The sequence below is a fragment of the Rubrivivax rivuli genome, assembly GCF_004016505.1.
Lineage (GTDB): Bacteria > Pseudomonadota > Gammaproteobacteria > Burkholderiales > Burkholderiaceae_C > Rubrivivax > Rubrivivax rivuli.
In genome coordinates this window covers 162,259-185,176 of the sequence record NZ_SACR01000002.1, presented here as the reverse complement: position 1 = coordinate 185,176, position 22,918 = coordinate 162,259, and the positions used below count along the sequence as shown (strand labels likewise).

The 22,918-nt window shown below is 70.7% G+C and carries 17 protein-coding genes; 7 read left to right on the top strand and 10 right to left on the bottom strand.

The genetic code is table 11. The features are described 5' to 3' along the window. Positions 1-49: 49 nt before the first annotated feature. The 4 genes from EOE66_RS05445 to serC form a co-directional block, all read right to left on the bottom strand. Positions 50-1,798, bottom strand: a complete 1,749-nt coding sequence (locus EOE66_RS05445) for a DUF305 domain-containing protein (RefSeq protein WP_128227669.1) — start codon at positions 1,796-1,798, stop codon at positions 50-52. A gap of 115 nt (positions 1,799-1,913) precedes the next feature. Further along, complete coding sequence (locus tag EOE66_RS05440) at positions 1,914-2,939, bottom strand: PEP-CTERM sorting domain-containing protein (protein ID WP_128227668.1); 1,026 nt, start codon at positions 2,937-2,939, stop codon at positions 1,914-1,916. 89 nt (positions 2,940-3,028) lie between these two features. Then, on the bottom strand, positions 3,029-3,799 hold the full coding sequence (locus EOE66_RS05435; protein WP_128227667.1) for an enoyl-CoA hydratase/isomerase family protein: 771 nt from the start codon (positions 3,797-3,799) through the stop codon (positions 3,029-3,031). 6 nt (positions 3,800-3,805) lie between these two features. Then, positions 3,806-4,888 (bottom strand): 3-phosphoserine/phosphohydroxythreonine transaminase, encoded by a 1,083-nt coding sequence (serC, locus tag EOE66_RS05430; protein WP_128227666.1) that lies wholly within the window; start codon positions 4,886-4,888, stop codon positions 3,806-3,808. Between the two features lie 314 nt (positions 4,889-5,202). Between serC and EOE66_RS05425 the strand changes: the two genes are divergently transcribed. Both EOE66_RS05425 and EOE66_RS05420 read left to right on the top strand, forming a co-directional pair. Further along, the gene (locus EOE66_RS05425; RefSeq protein ID WP_205702638.1) at positions 5,203-6,966 is read left to right on the top strand and encodes a S8 family peptidase; all 1,764 of its coding nucleotides are present in this window, start codon (positions 5,203-5,205) and stop codon (positions 6,964-6,966) included. 7 nt (positions 6,967-6,973) lie between these two features. Then, entirely contained in the window at positions 6,974-7,396 is a 423-nt protein-coding gene (locus EOE66_RS05420) for a hypothetical protein (RefSeq protein WP_128227665.1), read from the top strand. A 35-nt stretch (positions 7,397-7,431) separates the two neighbouring features. Here the strand turns inward: EOE66_RS05420 and EOE66_RS05415 are convergent, their stop codons facing one another. Both EOE66_RS05415 and EOE66_RS05410 read right to left on the bottom strand, forming a co-directional pair. Further along, a complete protein-coding gene (locus EOE66_RS05415; RefSeq protein WP_128227664.1) occupies positions 7,432-8,688 on the bottom strand; it encodes a hypothetical protein in 1,257 nt (418 codons plus the stop codon). After that, positions 8,685-9,578 (bottom strand): hypothetical protein, encoded by an 894-nt coding sequence (locus EOE66_RS05410; protein WP_205702637.1) that lies wholly within the window; start codon positions 9,576-9,578, stop codon positions 8,685-8,687. The genes EOE66_RS05415 and EOE66_RS05410 overlap by 4 nt, the downstream gene beginning before the upstream one ends. 193 nt (positions 9,579-9,771) lie before the next feature. On the opposite strand from EOE66_RS05410, the gene EOE66_RS05405 reads away from it, so the two are divergent. The 3 genes from EOE66_RS05405 to EOE66_RS05395 are packed head-to-tail and all read left to right on the top strand — an operon-like array spanning position 9,772 to position 12,159. Beyond that, entirely contained in the window at positions 9,772-10,215 is a 444-nt protein-coding gene (locus EOE66_RS05405) for a universal stress protein (protein ID WP_128227663.1), read from the top strand. Next, positions 10,212-11,459 carry an NAD(P)H-dependent flavin oxidoreductase gene (locus EOE66_RS05400; RefSeq protein WP_245478922.1) on the top strand — a complete coding sequence of 416 codons (1,248 nt, stop codon included), beginning with the start codon at positions 10,212-10,214 and terminating at the stop codon, positions 11,457-11,459. Before EOE66_RS05405 ends, EOE66_RS05400 begins: the two co-directional genes overlap by 4 nt. Before the next feature lie 19 nt (positions 11,460-11,478). Beyond that, complete coding sequence (locus tag EOE66_RS05395) at positions 11,479-12,159, top strand: DUF6781 family protein (RefSeq protein WP_128227662.1); 681 nt, start codon at positions 11,479-11,481, stop codon at positions 12,157-12,159. A gap of 39 nt (positions 12,160-12,198) precedes the next feature. On the opposite strand, the gene EOE66_RS05390 is transcribed toward EOE66_RS05395, so the two are convergent. Beyond that, positions 12,199-13,674, bottom strand: a complete 1,476-nt coding sequence (locus tag EOE66_RS05390; protein WP_128227661.1) for a hypothetical protein — start codon at positions 13,672-13,674, stop codon at positions 12,199-12,201. A gap of 112 nt (positions 13,675-13,786) precedes the next feature. On the opposite strand from EOE66_RS05390, the gene EOE66_RS05385 reads away from it, so the two are divergent. Further along, positions 13,787-14,908 carry a beta-ketoacyl-ACP synthase III gene (locus EOE66_RS05385; protein WP_128227660.1) on the top strand — a complete coding sequence of 374 codons (1,122 nt, stop codon included), beginning with the start codon at positions 13,787-13,789 and terminating at the stop codon, positions 14,906-14,908. Positions 14,909-14,953: 45 nt separating this feature from the next. Here EOE66_RS05385 and EOE66_RS05380 read toward each other — a convergent pair whose 3' ends face one another. Next, a complete protein-coding gene (locus EOE66_RS05380; RefSeq protein ID WP_128227659.1) occupies positions 14,954-16,972 on the bottom strand; it encodes a M13 family metallopeptidase in 2,019 nt (672 codons plus the stop codon). 107 nt (positions 16,973-17,079) lie between these two features. Between EOE66_RS05380 and sbcB the strand changes: the two genes are divergently transcribed. Then, positions 17,080-18,546 (top strand): exodeoxyribonuclease I, encoded by a 1,467-nt coding sequence (gene sbcB / locus EOE66_RS05375; protein WP_128227658.1) that lies wholly within the window; start codon positions 17,080-17,082, stop codon positions 18,544-18,546. Positions 18,547-18,598: 52 nt separating this feature from the next. On the opposite strand, the gene EOE66_RS05370 is transcribed toward sbcB, so the two are convergent. Together EOE66_RS05370 and EOE66_RS05365 are read right to left on the bottom strand one after the other, a co-directional pair. Further along, positions 18,599-20,992 (bottom strand): penicillin-binding protein 1A, encoded by a 2,394-nt coding sequence (locus tag EOE66_RS05370; protein ID WP_205702636.1) that lies wholly within the window; start codon positions 20,990-20,992, stop codon positions 18,599-18,601. Next, positions 20,992-22,917: a bifunctional 2',3'-cyclic-nucleotide 2'-phosphodiesterase/3'-nucleotidase gene (locus EOE66_RS05365; protein ID WP_128227657.1), complete on the bottom strand. Its 1,926-nt coding sequence runs from the start codon at positions 22,915-22,917 to the stop codon at positions 20,992-20,994. Before EOE66_RS05365 ends, EOE66_RS05370 begins: the two co-directional genes overlap by 1 nt. Position 22,918 lies beyond the last annotated feature (1 nt).

Genomic DNA, 22,918 nt, shown 5'->3' with positions numbered 1-22,918 from the left:
GGGGCCCGGGCAGGCCGGCTGGATGGCCTGCCGCGGCCTGGGCTCTCTGTCAGCGATCGGGGCGCAGGAACTGCAGCGGCGCCGAGACGAAGACGCCCCACTTCAGCCCCGCCTCGCCGCTGCTGCGGCTGATCACGATGCCGGCGGCGAAGGGGTTCTTCTTGGCGGAGCCGTCGTTGGTGCGGAACAGGTAGAACGGCACCTCGGCATCGACCTTGTCGGTCTCCAGGTCCTGCTTGATCCGCAGGCCGACATCGAAGGCGGGCATGTGCTGGCGGATCTCCAGGCTCACCAGGCGGCCGTAGGTGCGCTTGGGAGCCCCCCATGAGCCGGTGTAGCAGCCCACCAAGGTGGCGGCCGTGCCGGTGGGGTCGACGGGGCACCGGGTCTGCACGTCGCTGTTCTTGTACCGGCGCTGGCTCTCCTGACCGAACACGAGCAAGGTCTTGTAGTCGCTGGTCGGATTCGCCAGAAAGACCCACTTGACCCCGAGACTCACCACCACATAGCTCTTCTCGACCTTGGTGACCTGCACGGGTGTTGCAGGGTCTGAGAGGTAATGGCTGCGCGTATCCTGGGCGGCCGCCACCGAGAACCCGAAGTCGTTGAGCGTGCCGATCGCAGGAAATCGGAAGGGCATGTTGGTCAGCTGGAAGCCGTACTTCACCGAGGCCAGGTTCTGCAGCGCATCGGTGCTGTCGGCGAAGCGCGTCACCCCGCTTTTGTCCTTGTTGGTGGGCGCTGAAAACACGAGGCTGGAGCGGTTCAGCCGGCCCAGCCACTTGCCGTCACCTTCCCACACGTAGCGGAAGCTCAGGTTCGAATCCTGCGCGCCGGCCGTGATGCCCACGGCGTCGCCGCCGAAGTAGGACTTCACGTCGGGATTGCTGTCCAGCAGCTTGCGGAAGGCCACCGCGCCTGGCAACTGCTCGGGCCGGATGTCCGGTTGCTGCTTGATCACTGCCAGCCCGTAGGCCGCCGTGCTCAGATCGGCATCGGCCTTGTCCGCTGCGTCGTGATGCTGGTCGAAGGCGAGCTTGGCGATCATGCCGGTCACCAGCGGCTCTTGCTGGCAGGCGTAGCGCCCCGGCTCTTCGCAGGCCAGGTAGGTGATCGCCGCCTTGACCAACTTGTCGGCCTCGGCCTGCGCTGCGGACAGGCTTTTCCTGAAGGTTCTGGGCAGGCGCTCGGCATCCTGGGCCCAGCGCCGCACTTCCGCCGAGACCGTGGCGCGGTCGGCGCCGGTGCCCACACGCGAGAAGTCGTTCAGGTCGATGGCGACCGAAGCGCCCGTATCGCCCCGTTCGTACGCGGTCTGGAACTTGGCCCGCAGCTTGTCGACCTTGGCCTGGGCATCTCGTGCCGCTTTCAACATGACGGCTTCGGGCGGCGGATCCGTCGGCTTGAGCTTCGAGGCGGCTTCCTTCAGGCTGGAGAGTTGGCAGAACTGCCGCAAGTCCTCGGCAGCTGGCTTGGGCAAGGCGGCTGCCTGGCGCTCCAGCTCTTCGGCCGGATCGCAGGCTTTGGCGAGGACGACGCCCTGCCCGGCCAGACTGCGCTCCAGCGGGGCCAGGCGCTCTTGCAAGAGCGCCGGGAATCCGTCCATGGTCTTCGGCCATTGGGCCCAGGCGGTGCCGCTGGCGAGCCCGGTGCAAAGCAGCCCCAGCGCAGCCCATTGTTGTCGTTTCACTTCTGCTCCTCGGTGTGGATGGATCGTCAGGGCGCATTCTTCGGTGCCGCGCCCGGGCGTCGTCAGCAAGGCTGGTGACGTGCAGGACGAGGCGGCCCAGGTCGGCAAGGGGCGGCTCAGGCGCTCGCCTGCCGTGGGGCGGGCGGCGCGGCGCGCGTTCTCTTGCGCTGGATGCGCTGGGCTCGGGGCGATGGCGGGCTCCGGTGCGGAACCCGAAGCTGTCTCAGCTTGCGGGCACCACCCGCCGCCGCGCCACGCCCACCACCGCCAGCAGCCCGGCGGCCATCAGCGCCCAGGTGCCTGGCTCGGGCACGGGCAGCACGGCAGCACTGATCCAGCCGCCATTCACACTGCCCAGCACCAGCGAGAAGTTGCTGTTGTTGGCCGGGCCGGCGGGGTCGATGGTGCCCAGGCCGCGCGCGGCGTTGGCGCCGCCCGACTCGCTGATGAGGTAGCGGCCGTTGCCCAGCTCGGCCACGCCGCGCACGCCCAGGCCAGGGGTGCCCGTCCAGCTGCTGACCAGGCTGCCGTTGGCGCCGAACTCGTACAGGCCGAAGCTGGCCAGCGGCTGCGAGCCGTTGGCCGCGGAGAGCACGTTGCCGTTGGCGCGAACGAACATCTGCTGCGGGATGTTGTTGAAGGCCGCCGTGAAGGCACCGCTGTAGCTGCCGTCGGTGTTGTAGAGCTGCAGCGCGCGCGAGGTGCCGTCGGACACCAGCAGCTGCCCGTTGTAGCTGACCACGTCCCACGGCGAGTTGCCCAGGGTGCCGCCGCTGGCGCTGGTGCTGAAGGCGCCCAGGATGTTGCCCGCGGTGTCGATGCGCACCAGCGAGGCGCCTGGCGCACCGTTGTCGGTGCCGGCGTTGACCGCGTAGACCACGCCGTCGATGAAACGCAGGCCTCGCACGTTGCTCAGGCCACCGCCGGGCACGTTGCCGCCGATGCGGCCGACATAGCCGCCGCCCAGGTCGAAGCGGTAGATGGCGTTGACGTTGGGGCTCTGGTCGCTGACCCAGATCTCCTGCCCCACCTGGATGGCGGCGCGCGGGGTCTGGAAGTCGAAGGGGCTGCCGGCGCCGATGTCGACGATGAAGTTCGCGTTGAGCACCGCGCCTGTTTGCGGGTCGAGCGTCATCACGCGGTTGCGGCCGGTGTCCACGGCCAGCAGCACGTTCTGCGTCGGCACGGGCTGGGCCGCGGCGAGCATCGAGCACAGGGTGGCACCGAGCGCGACCAGGATCTTCTTCATCACATCCTCCTGCATGAATAACGCCAGCGTTGATGGTAGGCGGCGCGGCGGGTTGCCGGCAGGGCGTCCCCGCGAACCCGGGGGCGCTGTCAGCGGCCTTGGAAGCGCGGCGCGCGGCGCGCGGCCCAGGCGGCCAGGCCTTCCTGCAGATCGGCACTGACGGCGCAACGCGCCACGCGCTCGGCGATGCGCGCCGCCGCCGCGGCATCGGGGCCGCGTGCGGTGTCGTCGAGCGAGAGCTTCATGCCCTGCAGCGCCAGGGGCGCGCCGGCCAGCAGCGCCTGCACGGTGGCGTCGGTGGCAGCGTCCAGCGCCTCGGCCGGCACCTGCTGGTCGAGGTAGCCGATGCGCAGCAGCTCGTCGGAACGCACCGCCTGCGCCAGCAGGAACAGGCGCTTGGCCGCCTGCAGCCCCAGGCGCGAGACGTAGCGTTGCAGCCCGCTGGGGTAGTAGTGCAGGCCCAGGCGCGCCGCGGGCATGCGCAGTTCCATCCCTTGCACGCCGATGCGGAAGTCGCAGGCCAGCGCCAGGTCGGTGGCGCCGCCATAGACGCTGCCGTTCAGGCGCGCCACGGTGGGCAGGGGCAGCGCCTCCAGTGCATCCACCGCGTGCTCGAAGAGCTGCGGGTCGGCGGCGCCGGCCTCGGCCTCTTCCAGTTCACCGAGGTGAAAGCCGCTGCAGAACACAGGGCCGCTGGCGGTGAGGACGAGCACGCGTGCGCGCGGCTCCTGCGCCAGCGCGCGCAGGTGCTGCTGCAGCGCGTGCAGGTCTTCGCGGTGCAGGCGGTGGTGGTGCTGCGGGCGTTGCAGCGTGAGGGTGGCGCGGCCGTCTTCGGCCAGGTGCAGCAGCGGCGGGCCCACCGCGGCTCAGCCTTGCGTCTTCTCGAACTCGCGCAGCCAGTCCACCAGCGCCTGTACGCCGGCCAGCGGCATGGCGTTGTAGAGCGAGGCGCGCATGCCGCCCACCACGCGGTGGCCCTTGAGCTGCACGAGGCCGCGCGCCTCGGCGCCCTTCAGGAAGGCGGCGTCCAGGCGCTCGTCGGGCAGGCGGAAGGTCACGTTCATGCGGCTGCGGCACTCGCGCGCCACGGGCGTGCTGTAGAAATCGCTGGCGTCCAGCGCACCGTACAGCAGCGCGGCCTTGGCGGCGTTGTGCTGCTCCATCGCGGCCAGCCCGCCCTGGGCCTTGATCCAGTTGAACACCAGCCCGGCGATGTAGATCGCGTAGGTGGGCGGCGTGTTGTACATGCTGCCGTTGTCGGCCACCACCTGGTAGTTGAAGGCCGTGGGCGTGCAGGGCAGGGCCTGGCCGAGCAGGTCTTCGCGCACGATCACCAGCGTAAGGCCGGCCGGGCCGATGTTCTTCTGCGCGCCGCCGTAGATCAGCCCGTACTTCGATACATCCACCGGCCGGCTGAGGATGCTGCTGCTCATGTCGGCCACCAGCGGCACCTCACCCACGTCGGGTGTGAAGTGGTACTCCAGGCCGCCGATGGTCTCGTTGCTGCAGATGTGCACGTAGGCGGCTTGCGGGTCGAGCTGCCAGGTCTCGCGCGCGGGGATGGCGGTGTAGCCGCTGCCCGCGCCGCTGGCGGCGATGTTCACGCCGCCGTAGCGCCGCGCTTCCTGTGCCGACTTCTTGCTCCACTCGCCGGTGTCGATGTAGTCGGCGCTGGCGCGGCCGCGCAGCATGTTCATCGGCACGATGGCGTTTTCGGCCAGCGCACCCCCCTGCATGAAGAGCAGCTTGTAGTTCGGCGGGGCCTGCAGCAGTTCGCGCAGCAGACTCTCGGCCTCGGCGGCGATCTGCGTGAACTGCGGGCCGCGGTGGCTCATCTCCATCACGCCCATGCCGCTGCCGCGCCAATCCAGCATCTCGGCGGCCGCCTGCTGCAGCACGCTCTCGGGCAGCGCCGCGGGGCCGGCGCTGAAATTGTGAACACGGGTCATGGTGGTGCTTGCCAGGGCCGGCCTGGGGGCGGAGGCGGAATTGCGGAAACAGGCCAGCCCGCGGCGGGAAGTGTAGCCAGCACCCGCAGGCGGTGACCGAGGGCAAGACTTGTCACCAGCATCGGCCGGCCTGCGGGTTGACCCTGGATGCGCGATCGCAGGGCGGGCCGAACAATGGCCTGCGGCAAAGGCTGCAGCACGCGCCGACGGGCATGGTGATGCCCGTGGCTCGTCGAGGCGCTAACGCTCGAAAAGCATGCATCCGGCCCCCCAACGGCAAAAACCTTCAACCGACTGCACAGCGAGGAATTGAGATGTCTCGACAAGTTCAACCCCAGCGTCACCTGATCGCCTGCGCCTTGGCGGCCCTGTGGGCGCTCGGCCCGCAGGCCCACGCGGGCCAGGAAGAGTTCCAGCCGATGCGCGAGGCCGTGCAACTGCCTGCGCAGGGCCTGATCGTGAAGTACCGCGACGGCGCGGCCGCGGCCGAACTGCGCGGCAGCGACGCCTCGTTCGCGGCGCGCACCCGCGTGATGCAGCGGCTGGAGGCGCTGTCGGCGCGCAGCGGCACGCCGCTGAAGCACGTGCGCGCGCTGGCCATCGGCGCGCAGCTGATCGACGTGGTCGAGACCAGCGGCGACACCCGCAGCACCCGCAAGCCCGACCTGGCGGCCCTGGCCGAGCAACTGCGCCAAGACCCCGAGGTGCTGTCGGTCGAACTCAACGCGATGATGCAGCCGCTGCTCACGCCCAACGACACGCGCTACCCCGAGCAATGGCATTACTTCGAAGCCACCGGCGGCATCAACGCCGTGCCCGCCTGGGACCGCGCCAGGGGCACGGGTGTGGCGGTGGCCATCATCGACACCGGCATCGTGCCGCACAGCGACCTGAACGCCAACGTGCTGCCCGGCTACGACTTCGTCTCCGACGCCGCAGCTGCGCGCGACGGCAACGGCCGTGACAGCAACCCGCGCGACGAGGGCGACTGGTCGCTGGCCGGCGAGTGCGGCCGGCCCACCGCCGCCAACAGTTCCTGGCACGGCACGCACGTGGCAGGCACCGTGGCCGCCGTCACCAACAACGCCGCGGGCGTGGCCGGCGTGGCCTTCGGCGCGAAGATCGTCCCGGTGCGTGCACTGGCCAAGTGCGGCGGCACGCTGGCCGACATTGCCGACGCCATCGTGTGGTCGGCCGGCGGCAGCGTGCCCGGCGTGCCGGCCAACGCCAACCCGGCCAAGGTCATCAACATGAGCCTCGGGGGCAGCGGCGCCTGCGGCACCACCTACCAGACGGCCATCAACACCGCGCGCTCGCTCGGCGCGGCCGTGGTGGTGGCGGCGGGCAACAGCAACGTCGACGCCGTCAACGCGCGCCCGGCGAACTGCACCGGCGTGATCACCGTGGCGGCCACCACGCGCAGCGGCGGCAAGGCCAGCTTCTCGAACTTCGGCACCGTGGTGGACGTGGCGGCGCCGGGCGCGGGCATCCTCTCCACGCTGAACAGCGGCACCACCGTGCCGGCGGCCGAAAGCTACGCCAGCTACAACGGCACCAGCATGGCCACGCCGCACGTGGCCGGTGTGGCGGCGCTGCTGTTCCAGGCCAAGCCCACGGCCACGCCCACCGAGATCGAGACCGCGCTGCGCAACTCGGCCCGCGTGTTCCCGCAGGCCTGCAGCGGCTGCGGCACCGGCATCGTCGATGCCAACGCGGCCCTCACCGCCATCAGCGGCACCACGCCGCCCCCGCCGCCGCCCGCGGGCAACGTGCTGCAGAACAACGTGGGCCGCGTGATCTCGGGCGCCACCGGCACCGACAACCGCTTCACGATGGTGGTGCCCGCCGGCCGCACGAGCCTGAGCTTCTCGATCAGCGGCGGCACGGGCGATGCCGACCTCTACGTGCGGTTCGGCACCGCGCCCACCACCACCACCTACGACTGCCGGCCCTTCCGCAGCGGCAACACCGAGACCTGCACCATCACCAACATCCAGGCGGGCACCTACCACGTGAACGTGCGCGCCTACTCGGCGTACTCGAACGTCACGCTGGTGGGCCGCTACACGCCGCAGTGAGTGGGCGGTGTTGACCAGGCGCCGCTGGGGCCGGGTGCTGGTGGCCGGCGTGGTGGCCAGCGCCGTGGGGCCGGCGGCCACAGCGGGGGCGCCTGCCCCCGCGCCGCGCCCGGCGGCCCCTGTGCAGGCTGACGAGCTCATCCTGCAGTTCAAGCGCCCCGAACTGCAGGCGGCTTTGCTGCAGGCCCAGGGCGACGCTGGCGCGCGCGGCACCGTGCAGCGCGCCCTGGACGCCCTGGCCCGCCGTCACGGCGTGGCGCTGCACTACCTGCAGACGCTGGGCGTGGGCAGCGCGCTGGTGGCGATGACCCCCGCAGCGGCGCAGGCCGCCGCGCTGCAGGCGCGGCTGGCGCGCCTGGCGGCCGATGCCGAGGTGCAGGCGGTGGAACTCAACGCCCGCATGAAGCACTTCCAGCCTGGCGGGCGCTGAGAAGACGCCACGGCGCCGGTGCCGCATCCGGCCGGTCAGGGTTGCAGCTGGCGCACCTTCTGCTCGGCCTCGGCCACATCCTTGCCCAGTTCGGTGAGGTAGCGCGTGCGCTCCTCGCTTTGCCACTCGGCCTCGGAGAAGCTCGCCAGCGCGTAGCTGCGAGAGCGGTGCTGCTCGCCGATGCGGCGCGCCAGCATCACGCGGTCTGGGAAGGTGTCGGGCTTCAGCAGGAAGCCCTCCACGTCGCGCAGCACCAGCGGAAACTCGGGCTTGGCGTCGCGGATGAGCTTGCCGAAGACCGGCAGCTTGAACTCCACGGCACCCGCGCCCACCTCGCCATTGAACTGCACCAGCGCCACGGGCGTGCCGCGTGCATCGTCGACGCGGCCGGTGACGACGTAGCGGCCGGGCTTGTGCACCTGCGCCTTCACGAAGAAATCGAGACCGGCGGGCGTGGCGGCCTCGCGCACGCCAGGAAGCCAGGTGGCGGCTTGCTCGGGGCTGTAGACGAGGTCGAAGTAGAGGAAGCCGGGCTGGCCGGCGTACTCCAGGTTCAGTTCCAGGCGCACCGTGCCGGCGAAGCCGGCGAAACCCTGCGCGCCGGGCTGCATCAGCACCGACCAGGTGCCGTCGCCGGCCACCAGGTCGCCCTGGGTGCCGGTGTCGTTGACGGCCAGCGCCACCTCGGCCGTGCGTGCCGTGGCGCCGGGGGGCGTCACTTCCTTCTGAACCGCGCGTTGCACGCGCAGGGGCAGCGTGCGGCCCTGCTCGTCGGTGAGCGTGATCGTGATGCGGTTGCTCTCCATGCCGCTGGCAAACACGCGCTCCTGCGTGGTGCGCAGGCGCACGCCCTGGGTGGTGCTGCCGCCCGGCATGCGCAGCGCGCGCTCTTCGGTGATGGGCGCGAAGGGGCGCAGCTGGTCCGGGTGTTCGCTCAGCGGCCGCGATTCGTGGGGGTACTGCGCCGCGGCCTGGTAGCCCTGCAGCGCCTCACGCGCGCGCTCGAGGCGGCCTTGCCAGAGTTCCAGCTGTTCGCGCCGCTGGGCCAGGCCCAGCGGGCTCAGGGGCGCCCCCAGGCTGCGTGAAGCGGGCGCTGCCGCGGGGCTGGGGGCTGCGGCGGGCGCTGGTGCCGCAGCCTGCGGTGCCAGCAGCTGCGCCGGCGTGGCGGCCCGCAGTTCGCCCAGCGCGCCCTGCCACCAGGCGAAGAGCGCCAGTGCAGCGGCCAGCACCGCCACGCCCAGCCAGGCTGCGCGCCCCTGTTGCGGGCGCTGGCGGCCCGGCCGTGGCTTCACTGCGCGTTGGCCACCATGTCGGCACGCACCTTCGAGACGATGCCCGCCCAGTTGCCGCGCGTGTAGTGGTCCAGCGCCTCGCCGTCATCGCGGAAGCGCACCGAGTGGTAGCTCCACTTCGCGCGGCCGCCCTGGTTGGCCGCGGTGCCCAGCGTGAGGTCGTTGCACAGCCAGTCGCTGGGGTTGCAGAACGAGGCGCCGCTGCTGCCCGAGACGCCGCCGCTGGAGTGGTAGGCGATGGCCTCGTCGTCCTGCCCCGGCAGCACGAAGCTGTACAGCGTGCCCTTGCTGCCGGCGTACATGTAGAACCACTTGCCGGTGGTGGCGTTGTGGTTGTACAGCGCGCGTGCCGTGCTGGTCTTCAGGTCGCTCACCAGCGGCTCGCTCAGCGCCCAGTCACCGGCATCGGCCAGTTCGCTGCCGCCGCCGGCGCCGCCGGCCACGTTCACCCACTTGATGTTCCAGCCCGTCTGCGTGCCGGCGCCACTGTTGCTGCATTGGCCGGCGCTGTTCGGCGTGGGTGTCTTGATGCTGCGGCTGCTGGTGCCGTAGAGCGACAGTGCGTAGCCGATCTGCAGGTTGCCGGCGGAGTGGGCCGCCACGTAACACCAGTTCGGCCCCGTGCAGTAGCAATCCAGTGCGTCGCGGATGTTGCCGTTGGTGGTGCTGATGCGGTTGTAGCCGTCCCAGTTCACGGCCTTCTTGTTGACGCCGGCGGCGGTGGTCGCCGGGCCCCAGTAGGTGAAGTCGGCGTGGTTGCCGACCTGGCCGCCGCCGGTGCGGCCGTTGATCCAGAGGCTGTAGTTGGTGGCCTGGGCCAGGGCCAGCCAGGCGCCCGCGCTCAGCAGGCCCAGCGCGGCCAGCCAACGCCATGGGGTGGTCTTGCGCATGCGTGTCTCCTCCTCGTTAGGTTCTGCGCTGGATCATCGGTGCGCCCTGGCGCTGGCAACAACGGGCGTTTTCCCGGAGCGCGGGCAGGGTTTCTTGCGGCTGCCCTTGACCCGCGTCAACCCTGCCTTGCCCCGTGTTTCCTAGACTGGGTTCGAAGTTCCGGTCCCTTGCCGGACACCCCGAGGCTGCCCCATGTACACCCATCTCTTCGTGCCGGTCGATGGCAGCGAGCTGTCCGAACGCACTTTCGTGCACAGCGTTCATCTGGCCAGCAAGCTGGGCGCCCGCATCACCGGCTTTGTGGCCGAGCCCATGCCACCACTGCCCACCGAGAGCTCGGCGATGACCTCCTACCTGCGCCAGGCCGATGAACACCGCCAGCGCACCGAAGCCCACGCTCAAGCCACGCTCGACCGATTCGCCGCCCATGCCGCGGCGGCCGGTGTGCCTTTCGAGGGCTGCTTCAAGCGCAGCGATGCGGTGGACAACACCATCGTCTCCACCGCCGTGGAGCATGGCTGCGATCTGCTGGTGATGGCCACGCACGGCCGAGGCGCACTGGGCGAGCTGATCTTCGGGTCTCACACCAAGAGCGTGATCTCGCGCAGCACACTGCCGGTGCTGGTGCTGCATTGAGCGCCGAGGCGGCCGATCGGCTGGCCGGACTGCTGGCGCGCAGCGGCCTGCGGCCGCTGCAGCTTGCGGGCCGCACCTTGCTGCCCGTCGTTCAAGGCGGCATGGGCGTGGGTGTGTCGGCCCAGCGCCTGGCCGGCGCGGTGGCGGCGGCCGGCGGCATGGGCACGATCAGCAGCGTCGACCTTCGGCGCCTCCATCCTGACCTGATGGCGCAGACGCGCGGCCTGGGCACTGGCGAGGCCGCCAAGGCCGCGATCGACGATGCCAACCTGGAAGCGCTGTCCCGGGAGATCGCGGCAGCGCGCCAGCGCAGCGGTGGCCGTGGCCTGCTTGCCGTCAACGTGATGCGCGCGGTGAGCGCCTACGCGGCCCAGGTGCGCCGCGCGCTGGAAGCCGGCATCGACGCCGTGGTGGTGGGCGCTGGCCTGCCGCTGGACCTGCCCGACCTGGCGCAAGACCACCCGCGCGCCGCACTCGTGCCCATCCTCAGCGATGCACGCGGCGTACAGCTCATCGTGAAGAAGTGGGAGCGCAAGAAGCGCCTGCCCGACGCCATCGTCATCGAGCACCCGCGCCTGGCCGGCGGCCACCTGGGCGCGGCGCGCGTGGCCGACCTGCAAGACCCGCGTTTCGATTTCGAGAACGTCATCCCGCAGAGCCTGGCCTTCCTGCGCAGCGCAGGACTGGAGCGCGAGGTGCCTTTGATCGCCGCGGGGGGCATCCGCCGCTTCGAGCAGATCGCCGGGCTGCAGGCGCTGGGCGCCGCCGCGGTGCAACTGGGCACGCCCTTTGCCGTCACCGCCGAGGCCGACGCCGACCCGGTGTTCAAGCGTGTGCTGGCCGAAGCACGCGAGGAGGACGTGGTCGAGTTCACCAGCGTCGCCGGCCTGCCGGCCCGCGCTGTGGCCACCCCCTGGCTGCGCCAGTACCTGGCGCACGAAGGGCGCCTGCAGGCCGTGGCCCACGCGAAGGCGCGCTGCACCAAGGCCTTCGATTGCCTGGCCCAGTGCGGGCTGCGCGACGGCTTGAAGGGTTGGGGCCAGTTCTGCATCGACCACCAGCTCGCTGCCGCTCTGCGAGGCGACGAGAAGAAGGGCCTGTTCTTCCGTGGCGCGGGCGAACTGCCCTTCGGCGCCCAGATCCGCAGCGTGCGCGAGCTGCTGGAACGCTTGCTCACCCCCGGCGAGGCGACGGGCTTGCCGTCGGCCGCACCGGGTGCGAGCATCGCGGCCCACGCCACCTGAACGCTGAAGGACCTGCCCCATGGCCAAGCCGATGTTCGACGCCGACGCGCTCATCTCGATGTTCGAGAGCGCCACCGCCCAGCAAGGCGCGCAGTTGCGCAAGGCCACCACCGAGGCCACGCTGGCCGCGCTGCAGGGCCGCGAGCTGACGCTGAAGAACATCCGCGGCGCGCTCAAGCAGGTGGCCGAGGCCGCCAGCACCGGCATCGCGAAGAACCCGCTGCCCGGCATCGACCCCGAGAGCCTGCTCGACCAGGCCGTCACCGGCATGGACCAGGCATTGCTCAAGGCCGTGGAGGCCAACCGTGTGGCCCTCAGCACGCTGGTGACGCAGGGCGCCGACCTGCGCGAGAAGCACCTGGGCAAGGCCCTGGCCGACCTGGAGAAGATGGAAGACACGATGTTCGCCGCCATGAAGAAGGCCGCGGCCGGGGCCGGGGCGCCGATGGCCGATGCCTGGGCGCCCATCCTCGAGAAGATGCAGGCCGGTGGCACGCTCAGCGGCGCGCAGGCCGCCACCACGGCCGAGGCCATGGCCGAGCAGATGCACAGTGCCATGCGCAGCAGCCGCGCCGCCAGCATGCGCGCTGCGCAGGTGCTGGCCGAGAGCTACACGGCCATGGTCAGCGGCGTGCTCATCGGCATGAGCGATGCGCTCAGCAGCGGCGGCAGCGCCGCGCGCAAGACCAAGGCGAAGTGAGGGGCGGGGCGATCAGCGCGCTTGTCCGGCGCGACCGCCTCACACCTTGAAGTCGGCCGGCCCCAAGCCGACGATGCGCGATTTGTCCACCTTGGGCAGCGGCGTGCCGCTGCCCAGCACACGTTCGATGCCGCCCGAGATGGCGTCGGCCACAGAGCCAAGCGCCGCGCCCGGCGCCGAGGTCACCTTGTCCAGGCCGGTCTTGTGGCTCCAGTTCGCCTCGCGGATGCCCTTGGCGTTTTCCATGCGCGGGATCTCGAAGCGCGAGACCTTGATGTAGTGCCGCGCCTTCTCCAGCACGAGCTGGATCTGCTTGACCAGGCGCTCCACGTCCAGCATCCAGTTCGGTGTGCCGTAGTCGGCCACGGCGAAGTTGATGATGCTGCTGTGGTCCTGCACCACCAGAAAGTAGCAACCCAGCACCGGACAGGTGCGGAAGAGGTCGATGTTCAGCGCGCCGAGCTGCAGCGCGCGGTTGGCGCGCTGCACTTCCTTGTAGTCGCGCACGTATTCCACGATGGTCTGGAAGATCTGCGCCAGCGTCTCCAGCGCGCCCAGCACCGGGCCCGTGACAGCGCCGCCATCCGCGAACACACCCAGCGCCTTGCCGGTGAAGGCCACGCTGTGCACCGCGGCCTTCTGGCTGGTGGCGGCGATTTCGCGGTCGAGCAGCAGCAGCACGGCCTCGAAGGCGGCCTCGGGGTCGCCGGGGCGGATGGCGTAGCGACGGTCGCGCACCTCCGAGCGGTCGTAGGCCAGCTTGGCCACGCTGGCCCAGCCGATGAGCGCCTTGCCGCCCGAGGAGATGGTGCCCAGGAAGGGCGCGAGGTTGGCCGCGAACTGCTCCACCGCGCCGAGGTTCAGCGCGTCGAAGACCCCCTGCGGCTCGACCCCCGGGCACAGCTCCTTGATGAAGGCGATGATCTTGGGCCTCAGCGACATCGCGTCGCTCTGCGCCGCCTGGTGCACCGCGCTCACACCGCCGCTTTGCAGCGCAGCCACGCGGGAGGGCATCTGCGCGAGTGAACGCCCGGCGATGGCGCCCTTCACCGCAAGGCCGCCGCCATCCACCACCACCGTGCTGGCACCGGTCTTGAAGCGTTCCCAGTTCGTGCGCGCCGAACTCGCCATGCCCAGCACGGTGTTGCGCTTGAACTGCAGCTGGCGCCCCATGAACTGCTTCTGCAGTGCCAGGCGCTGCTGCAACGCGATGTAGGCCAGCGCATCGCGCTCCTCGGGGCTGAGCTGGCGCTTGTCCACCTGGTTCAGTGCGCGGTGCAGCGCCGTGACGGCACCTTTCTGGTTGCGCACGCTCTTCGTCCAGTCCTTGCCCTGGCGGCTTTGGTCGAAGCGCCAGCGGTCCAGGGCCTCGCGCAGGGCCTTCAGGTTCGCTTCGCCGGGTTGCTTCTCGTGGGCCAGCAGCGCGGCGTCCACGCGCTTGAGCAACTCGCTGCGCGGCGAGGTCAGCGAGTAGGTGTCGGCCATCCAGCGCGTGTGGGCAATGATCTGGGCCATGGTCGGCAGTGGCGGTGATCGGAAAGTTGCCGAATGTATCCGCCGCCGCCGGCCGCGCCGGTTGGCAAATCCCCCGAAGCCCTCGGCCCGGGGCGCCGCCTACACTGCCGGCATGAAAAAAGTCGTCATTTCCGGGACCGGGCTGTTCCAGCCTTCGCAGGTGATCAGCAACGCTGAACTGGTGGCCAGCTACAACGCCTACGCTGACCTGCAGAACGCCAGGTACGCCGAGGAAATCGCCGCCGGCACGCGGCAGCCGCTGCCGCACTCCAGCGTCGAGTTCATCGAAAAGGCCTCGGGCATCCAGCAGCGCTACGTGCTCGAGAAAGAGGGCGTGCTCGACCCCACGCGCATGAAGCCGCGCTTCGCGCCGCGTGCCGATGGCGAGCTCAGCCTGATGGCCGAAATCGCCGTGGCCGCCGCGAAGCAGGCCCTGGCCGCTGCCGGCAAGCAGGGCAGCGACATCGACGGCGTGCTCTGCGCCGCCGCCAACATGCAGCGCGCCTACCCGGCGATGGCCTGCGAGATCCAGGCCGCCATCGGCGCCCGCGGCTACGGCTTCGACATGAACGTGGCCTGCAGCAGCGCCACCTTCGCCATCGAGCAGGCCGTCAACGCCATCAAGTGCGGCAGCGCGAAGTGCGTGCTGGTCGTCAACCCCGAGATCACCTCGGCCCACCTGGAGTGGCGCGACCGCGACTGCCACTTCATCTTCGGCGATGTCTGCACCGCCGTCATCGTGGAAGCCGCCGACACCGCCACCAGCACCGACCAGTGGGAGGTGCTGGGCACCCACCTCGTCACGCAGTACAGCAACAACATCCGCAACAACGCGGGTTTCATGAACCGCTGCGAGGACACCGACCCCGACGCGCGCGACAAGACCTTCATGCAGGAAGGCCGCAAGGTCTTCAAGGAGGTGGTGCCCATGGCCGCCGCGCACATCGAGGCCCACCTGCACACCCTGGGCTTCGAGCCCACCTCGGTGCGCCGCTTCTGGCTGCACCAGGCCAACCTGGGCATGAACCAGCTGGTGCTGAAGAAGCTGGTGGGGCGCGAGGTCGGCGATGACATCGCGCCCATCATCCTCAGCGAGTACGCCAACACGGCCAGTGCCGGCAGCATCATCGCCTTCCACGAGCACCACGCCGACCTGGCGGCTGGCAGCCTGGGCGTGATCTGCAGCTTTGGCGCCGGCTACTCGATCGGCAGCGTGGTGATCAGGCGGGCCTGAGGCCCGCGCTTGCAGGTTCGGCGGGCCTGAGGCCCGCGCGAAGAGTCACCACACCACGATGGGGTTGGCGGCCACCATCGGGTCGCCCGGCTTGCAGTTGAAGGCCTGCGCAAAGGCCGGGATGTTCGACAGCGGCCCCAGGATGCGCCAGCGCCCCGGCGAGTGCTGGCCGGTGCGCAGCTGGTCCACCAGCGCCTCGGTGCGGTACTTGCCGCGCCAGACCGTGGCGTGCGAGAGGAAGAAGCGCTGCTCGGGCGTGCGGCCGTCGATGAGCGGCGCCGGCTTGCCGGCTGCGCGCTGGCGCTGCAGCGCGATCTGCAGACCATCGAACGCGATCTGGATGCCCGCCAGATCGGAGATGTTCTCGCCCAGCGTCTGGCGGCCGTTGATGCGCACGCCGGGCACGGGCTCGTAGCTGCTGTAGAGCGCGGCCACCTGGTCGGCGCGTGCCTTGTAGGCGGCGGCGTCGGCGGGCTGCCACCAGTCGCGCAGGTTGCCCACGGCGTCGAACTGGCGGCCGCGGTCGTCGAAGTGGTGCGTGATCTCGTGGCCGATGACCATGCCGATGCCGCCGTAGTTGCTGGCGTCGTCGGCCTTCTCGTCGAAGAAGGGCGGCTGCAGGATGCCGGCCGGGAAGACGATCTGGTTGCCACCGGCCGCGAAGGCATTGACGATGTGCGGGCTGGTGTTCCAGCGGCTGCGGTCCACGGGCTGGTTCAGGTCGGCCAGGCGCTGCGCGGTGTGCCAGGCGTTGACCTTCAGCAGGTTGCCCGCGAAATCATCGGGCTGCAGCACCAGGCCGTCGTAGGTCTTCCACTTCTCGGGGCCACCGATCTTCACCGACATCGCCGCCAGCTTGGCCTGGGCCAGGGCCTTGGTGGGCGCGCTCATCCACGGCAGCGCGTCGATGCGGCGCTGCATGGCCAGCTTGATGTCGGCCACCATGGCCAGTGCGCGTTCTTGCGCGGCCGGCGAGAAGGCCTTGGTGACGAACAGTTCGCCCAGCGTCTCGCCCAGCGGCGAGCCGCCCGTGCGGCCGCCGATCATCAGGATGAGCTGCTCCACGCGCGGCGGTGCGGCCTTCAGGCCGCGGATGGCGCCTTGCGTGTAGTCGAAGTGCGGCTGCGCCACGGATTGCGGGCCGTGCTCGGCGATGGCGTCGAGCGCGCGCACACGCAGGTAGCTGCGCCAGGCTTCCAGTGGCGCCTTCTCGGCCAGCGCGGCCACGCCTTGTGCAAAGGCCGGTTGCCCGACGATGAGGGCCTGGTTCGCACCCAGCCCGGCGTAGGCCTGCAGCCAGGCCGCCCAGTCGAAGCCCGGGGCCTGCTGCTGCAGCTGCGCCACCGTCATGGGGTTGTAGACGGCGTTGGGGTCGCGGCGCTGCACGCGCGTCATCGAGGCCTGCGCCAGGTCGCGCTCGAAGGCCATCAGCGCGTCGATGGTCGCGGCATCGGCGGGCTCGCCTGCAGCCTTCAGCAGGCGCTCGGCGTAGACGCGGTAGGCGGCCTGCAGCTTGCGGCTGTTGTCGTCGGTGCCGAAGTAGTCGTCGCGGTCGGGCAGGCCCAGGCCGGCCTGGCTGAGCTGCAGGGCGTGGCGCGTGGCGTCCTTGGCGTCGACACCCACGAACACCGCCACCGGCGCGCTGACCTGCAGCCGCGCCATCTCGCCGATGAGCGCCGGCAGTTGCGCGCGTTCGAGCTTGGCGATGCGCGCCAGCCAGGGCTGCACGGCGCTCAGGCCGCGCTTCTCGATGCTGGCGGTGTCGAGCCCGGCGCGGTAGTAGGCCGAAAGCAGCTTCAGACCCGGCGTGCGCGCGCGGCTGGGGTCGGCCGCGATCTCGCGCAGGCCCTGTTCCAGCAGGCGGTCGTTGGCCACGCGCAGCGCGTCGAAGCTGCCGATGCGGGCGCGGTCGGGCGGCAGTTCGGTGCGGGCCATCCACTCGGCGTTGGCGTAGGCGTCGAAATCGGTGCACGCGCCGGGCTTGGCGGCGGGCTGCTGGGCCAGCGCGGCGCTGGCCAGGCCGGCGGCCAGCAGGGCGGTGGTGAGGCGGTGCAGGTGGGGCATGGGGTGTGTTCGGGGCGAAGGTGAGGACAGCGAAGCGGCGCAGTCTAGGGGCCGGCGCAGCCCCTTGCACACCGGGGATGCACGGGGCCTTGCGCTATCGTGCCCGCATGAGCGAACTCAGCTTCTACTGGCACGACTACGAGACCTTCGGCCGCGTGCCGCGCCGCGACCGGCCTTCGCAGTTCGCCGGCGTGCGCACCGATGCGGACTTGAACGAGATCGGCGAGCCGCTGATGCTGTTCTGCCAGCCCGCGCCCGACAGCCTGCCCGACCCCGAAAGCGTGCTGCTCACCGGCATCACGCCGCAGCAGGCGCTGCAGCAGGGCGTGCCCGAGCACGCCTTCGCCGCCGCCATCGAGCGTGAACTGGCGCAGGACGGCACCGTGGGCCTGGGCTACAACAGCATCCGCTTCGACGACGAGGTCACGCGCCACCTCTTCTGGCGCAACCTGATCGACCCCTACGCGCGTGAATGGCAGAACGGCTGCGGCCGCTGGGACCTGCTGGACGTGGTGCGCTGCTGCTGGGCGCTGCGGCCCGAGGGCATCCAGTGGCCCGTGCACACCGCGCCCGAGATGGCCGGCCGGCCTTCCTTCAAGCTGGAGCACCTCACCGCCGCCAACGGCCTGGCCCACGAGGCGGCGCACGACGCGCTGAGCGACGTGCGCGCCACCATCGCGATGGCGCGTTTGATCAAGTCCAAGCAGCCGCGGCTGTGGGATTTCTGTCTGAAGCTGCGCAGGAAAGACGCCGTGGCCGCCGAGATCGGCGTGGGCCGGCCCTTCGTGCACCTCTCGGGCATGTACCCCGTGGAACGCGGCTGCCTCGCCGTGGTGTGGCCGCTGGGCATGCACCCGACGAAAAAGAACGAGCTCATCGTCTGGGACTTGGCGCACGACCCGCGCGCGCTCGACGGCCTGGACGCCGACACCGTGCGCCGGCGCATGTTCACGCGCCAGGCCGAGCTCGATGCGGCGGGCCAGGGCGAGCAGCGCCTGCCCATCAAGACCATCCACCTCAACAAGAGCCCCATCGTCATCGGCAACCTGAAGACGCTGGGCGGCGCGGCCGAGCGCTGGGGCCTGGACCTGCCGGCGGCCATGGCGCATGCCGAAGCCGCCGCGGCGCTGGGCGCTGGCGGCGCCTTCGATGCGCTGTGGCCGCAGGTCTTCGTGCGGCCCGCGCCCGCCGAGGCGCCCGATGTCGACGAAGACCTCTACGGCGGCTTCGTCGGCAACGACGACCGCCGCACGCTGCAGCGCCTGCGCGGCCTGTCGCCCGAAAAGCTGGCGGGCCAGCGCGTGGCCTTCAACGACGCGCGGCTGGACGAATTGCTCTTCCGCTACCGCGCACGCAACTTCCCGCAGACGCTGAACGCCGAGGAACAGCAGCGCTGGGAAGAACACCGCACCGAACGCCTGCACCACGGGCGCGGCGGCGCGCTCACGCTGGAGGCGTTCTTCGAGCGCATCGACCAACTGGCCGAAGCCGCCGACACCGCCGGCGACGAACGCGCGCAGGGCCTGCTGGAAGCGCTGTACGACTACGCCGAAGGCATCGCCCCCGAGTTGTGACGGCAGGCGGGCTCGGCGCCTGCTGCTGGGCGGGATGGCCGCCGGTGTGCCTTCAGCGGCCGCTGGCAGCGGCCGCAGGCGCAGAGGCCGCACCTGCAGGCGCCACGCCCGAGGCCGCGGGCTCGCTGGGCGGCGGCACCTCGGGCTCGCCCACCTTCACGACGAAGCCGCCGGCCTCGAACTCGACATAGCGCCAGTCGCCATCGATGGCGACCACGTCGTCGGGTTGGTAGAGCGGCTGGAAGTTCACGCCGCGCAGGCTGCGCGCCAGCGCGTCAATCCACACCGGCAGCGCCAGGCCGCCGCCCGATTCGCGCTCGCCCAGGCTCCTGGGCTCGTCGTGCCCGATCCACGCGACGGCGGCCACGCCTGGGCCCCAGCCGGCGAACCAGGCGTCCACCGCGTCGTTGGTGGTGCCGGTTTTGCCATAGACGTCGCTGCGGCCCAGAGCGCCCTGTGCGCGCGCCGCGGTGCCGCGCGCGGTGACGTCGCGCATCAGCGTGTTGGTGAGAAAGGCGTTGCGCGCAGGGATCGCACGCGTGCTGCCGTCCAGCGGCACGGGTGGCGGGGCTTCGAAGATGACCTGGCCCTTCGCGTCGACGATCTTCTCGATGAGCACCGGTGTCACACGGTGGCCGCCGTTGGCGAACACCGCGTAGGCCGCGGCCATCTGCAAGGGCGTGACGCTGCCGGTGCCGAGCGCCAGCGTCAGGTTGTTGGGGTGGCGGTTGAGCTCGAAACCGAAGCGCGTGATCCACTGCCGCGCCGCACTCATGCCGATGTGATCGAGCACGCGGATGCTCACCAGGTTCTTGCTGCGCACCAGGCCTTCGCGAACGCTGATCTCGCCGTCGAAGCGGCCGTCGCTGTTCTGCGGGTTCCAGTTGCCCGGGCGCAGGCCGGGGCTGGCGTTGCCGGCGGCGTCGATCAGCGGTGCGTCGTTCACCAGCGTCTCGGGCATCACGCCCTGCTCCAGCGCCGCCGAGTACAGGAAGGGCTTGAAGCTCGAGCCCGGCTGGCGCCAGGCGCTGGTGACGCGGTTGAACTGGTTGCGCGTGAACGAGAAACCGCCCACCAGCGCGCGGATGCGGCCGGTGGTGGGGTCCAGCGCGACATAGGCACCTTCGGCCTGTGGCCATTGCGCCAGCGTCCAGCTGGCCGGCGTGGGTTTGCCCTCGGCGTCGGGCCGGGCGGGCTGGGCCAGCAGGCGCACGATGCTGCCTCGGCGCAGCGCCAGGTTCTGCGGCGCACCCGGGGCCAGCGCGGCCTGCACCCAGCGCAGGGCGTCGCCGCGCAGCGTGACACGTTCGCCGCTGACCACCTGCGCCACCAGCTCGCGCGGGCTGGCGGCCAGCACGATGGCCAGGCGCAGGTCGTCGTCGTCGCGGCCGTCCTTCAGCGCCAGGCCCGCTGCACGCGCCGCTTCTTCTGGGTCGGCGGGCAGGGCCTCGAAACCTTCGGGGCCGCGCCAGGGCTGGCGGCGTTCGTGCGCCAGCAGCGCGCGGCGCAGCGCGGCGTGGGCGGCGCGCTGGTCGTCGGCCACCAGCGAGGTGTAGACACGCACACCTTCGGTGTAGGCCTTCTCGCCCAGGCGCTCCACCACCGCGCGGCGCGCCATCTCGGCCACGTGCTGGGCCTGCACGTCCACGAACGCCGGCTTGCGGTAGACCAGCTTGGTGGCCAGGGCTTCGGCTTCCTGCGCCTCGGTGATGGCGCCGGTGCGCTGCATGCGTTCCAGCACCCAGCGCTGGCGCTTGGTGGCGGCCGCTGCGTTGTTGATGGGGTTGGCGTAGATCGGGTTCTGCTGCAGCCCGGCGAGCATGGCGCTTTCGGCGAGGTTCAGCTGCGACAGCGGCTTGCCGAAGTAGACCTGCGCCGCCGCGCCATAGCCGTAGGCGCGCTGGCCGAGGTAGATCTGGTTCAGGTAGAGCTCGAGGATCTCGTCCTTGCTCAGCGTCTTCTCCAACTGGCGCGCGATCAGCGCTTCCTTCACCTTGCGCTCCAGCGTGCGCTGCGTGCTCAGGAAGAAGGTGCGCGAGACCTGCTGCGTGATGGTGCTGGCCCCGCCGCCGATGCCGCCGGTGAGGTTGGACCACACCGCGCGCACCACGCCCTTCCAGCTGATCCCTTCGTGCTCGTAGAAGCCGGCGTCTTCCACGGCCAGCACGGCCTGCTTCAGCGCCTGCGGCGTCTGCGCGATGGGCACGAAGACGCGCCGCTCGCTGCCGAATTGCGCGATCTCGCTGCCATCGGCGGCCAGCACCTGCAGGTGCTGGCGCGGGCGGTAGTCCACTGCTTTGTCCAGCGGCGGCAGGTCGAAGCTCCACCACAAGGTCAGCAGCGAGAGCACCAGCACCGCCAGCACGGCCAGGCCGGCCAGCAGGGCCAAGGTGCCCAGCACCACCAGGCCGGCAGGGCGCTGCCGCAGTTCGCGCAGGCGTTGCATCACGGTCCAGGCTGCAGTTCGAAGAGCGCGCTGCCATCACCCCGGTCCTGCACCAGGCGAACCTGCGGCGTGCGCGCCAGGTGTGCGATGCCGCCCGCCCCCGAGGCGAAACGCAGCGAGACGCCGGGCACGGGCAGGATGCGCCAGTTGCCATCGGCCGCCGGGTCCACCGTGCGTGCCGCCTGCAGGTACTGCGTCAGCGCCTCGCGGTTCTCGTCGGGCGCGTCAAGCACGATGGTGCTGCCGTCCAGCGCGGGAAAACTGCCGCCGCCCGAGGCGCGGTAGTTGTTGGTGACGACGAGGAACTCGGCCTGGTCGTCCACCGGCCGGCCCTGGTAGCGCAGGTCGACGATGCGGCGCGCCTGCGGCGCCACGAGCTGGCCGCTGCGCTCGTAGCGCGCGGGCTGCGTCACGTCGATGCGGTAGCTCACGCCGTCGATGGTGTCGAAGTTGAAGCTGGGGAAGGCGGGGTTGAGCAGGTTCTGCTCTTTCGGGCCGGCGGGGTCGATGCGGTTGAAGGCGCCGGCGGCGAACTCCAGCCATTCGCGCACCTGCGTGCCACTGAGCTTCACCACCTTCACGGTGTTGGGGTAGATGTAGAGGTCGGCCACGTTGCGCAGCGCGATGGGGCCGGCCGGGATGTCGGTGTAGTAGCCGGTGCCGCCGCGCCCGCCCGTCTTGAAGGGCGCCGAAGCCGAGAGCAGCGGCAGCTTCTCCAGCGGCGTGCCGGCCAGCGCCTTGCGCGCATAGGCCAGCTGCGCCTGGCTGACGATCTGCACGCTGGGGTCGTCGGCCACCTGCGCGAAATAGCTGTGGATGGGTGCGGTGGTGCGCGCCACCTCGGCGCGCATGTGCAGCACCGTGCCATCGTGCTCGGCCTGCACCAGCGCTGCCACCATCGGGTCGGGCGCCACCAGCGCCTTGCGCGTGGCGCGGTCGCGGATGGGGCGGATCTCGGCGCGCGCATCGCTCACCTGCCAGCCGCTGCCTTCCTTCTTCAGCACCAGGTCCACCACGCCGAGGTGGCTGCCCCAGGCGCCGGGCATGGCCGCGGGCACGCCGTTGATGGTGCCCTTGGCGATGTCGACCTTCGGGTAGCCGGCGAAGGCCGAGCCCGGGAACTCGCCGTGCGCGTGCCCGAAGAGGATGGCGTTGAGGCCCGGAACCTCGGCGAGCGCGCCCACCACGTTCTCGGCCATCGGGGCCGGTGGTGTGCGCGAGAAGCCTGTGTGGGCCAGCACCACCACCACATCGGCGCCTTCGGCCTTCAGGCGCGGCACCAGCGCACGCGCGCTGGCCACCATGTCGAGCACCTTCACGCGGCCCTGCAGGTGCTGGCGGTCCCATTGCAGGATCTGCGGCGGCACCAGGCCGATGACGCCGATCTTCAGCGTGTGCGGGGCGCCGGTGTCGTCGACGAAGCGGCGTTCCAGCAGCACGTGGGTCGGGAACGCCGGTTTCGCCTTTTCGGCCGGTCCGCCGTCGTCGACCACGACGTTGCTGCTGACCACGGGAAAGGCCGCGCCGGCCAGCGCCTGGCGCAGGAAGGGCAGGCCGAAGTTGAACTCGTGGTTGCCCAAGGTGGCGGCGTCGACCTTCAGTGCGTTCAGCACCTTGAAGGCCGGGTGCACCGCGCCGGGCTGCAGCGGCTTGACCTTGGCCACGAAGTCGCCCAGCGGGCTGCCCTGCAGCAGGTCGCCGTTGTCGAAGAGCAGGGTGTTGGGCTTCTCGGCGCGCGCGGCCTTGATCAGCGTGGCGGTTCGGTCCAGACCGAACTCTTCGGTGGGCCGGTCCTGGTAGTAGTCCCAGCCCAGCAGGTTCATGTGCAGGTCGCTGGTGTGCAGCACACGCAAGTGCAGTTGCTGGGCGTGGACGCTGCCCCACGCCAGGGCCAGGGCGAGCAGGTAAGCGGCGCGTGGTTTCATG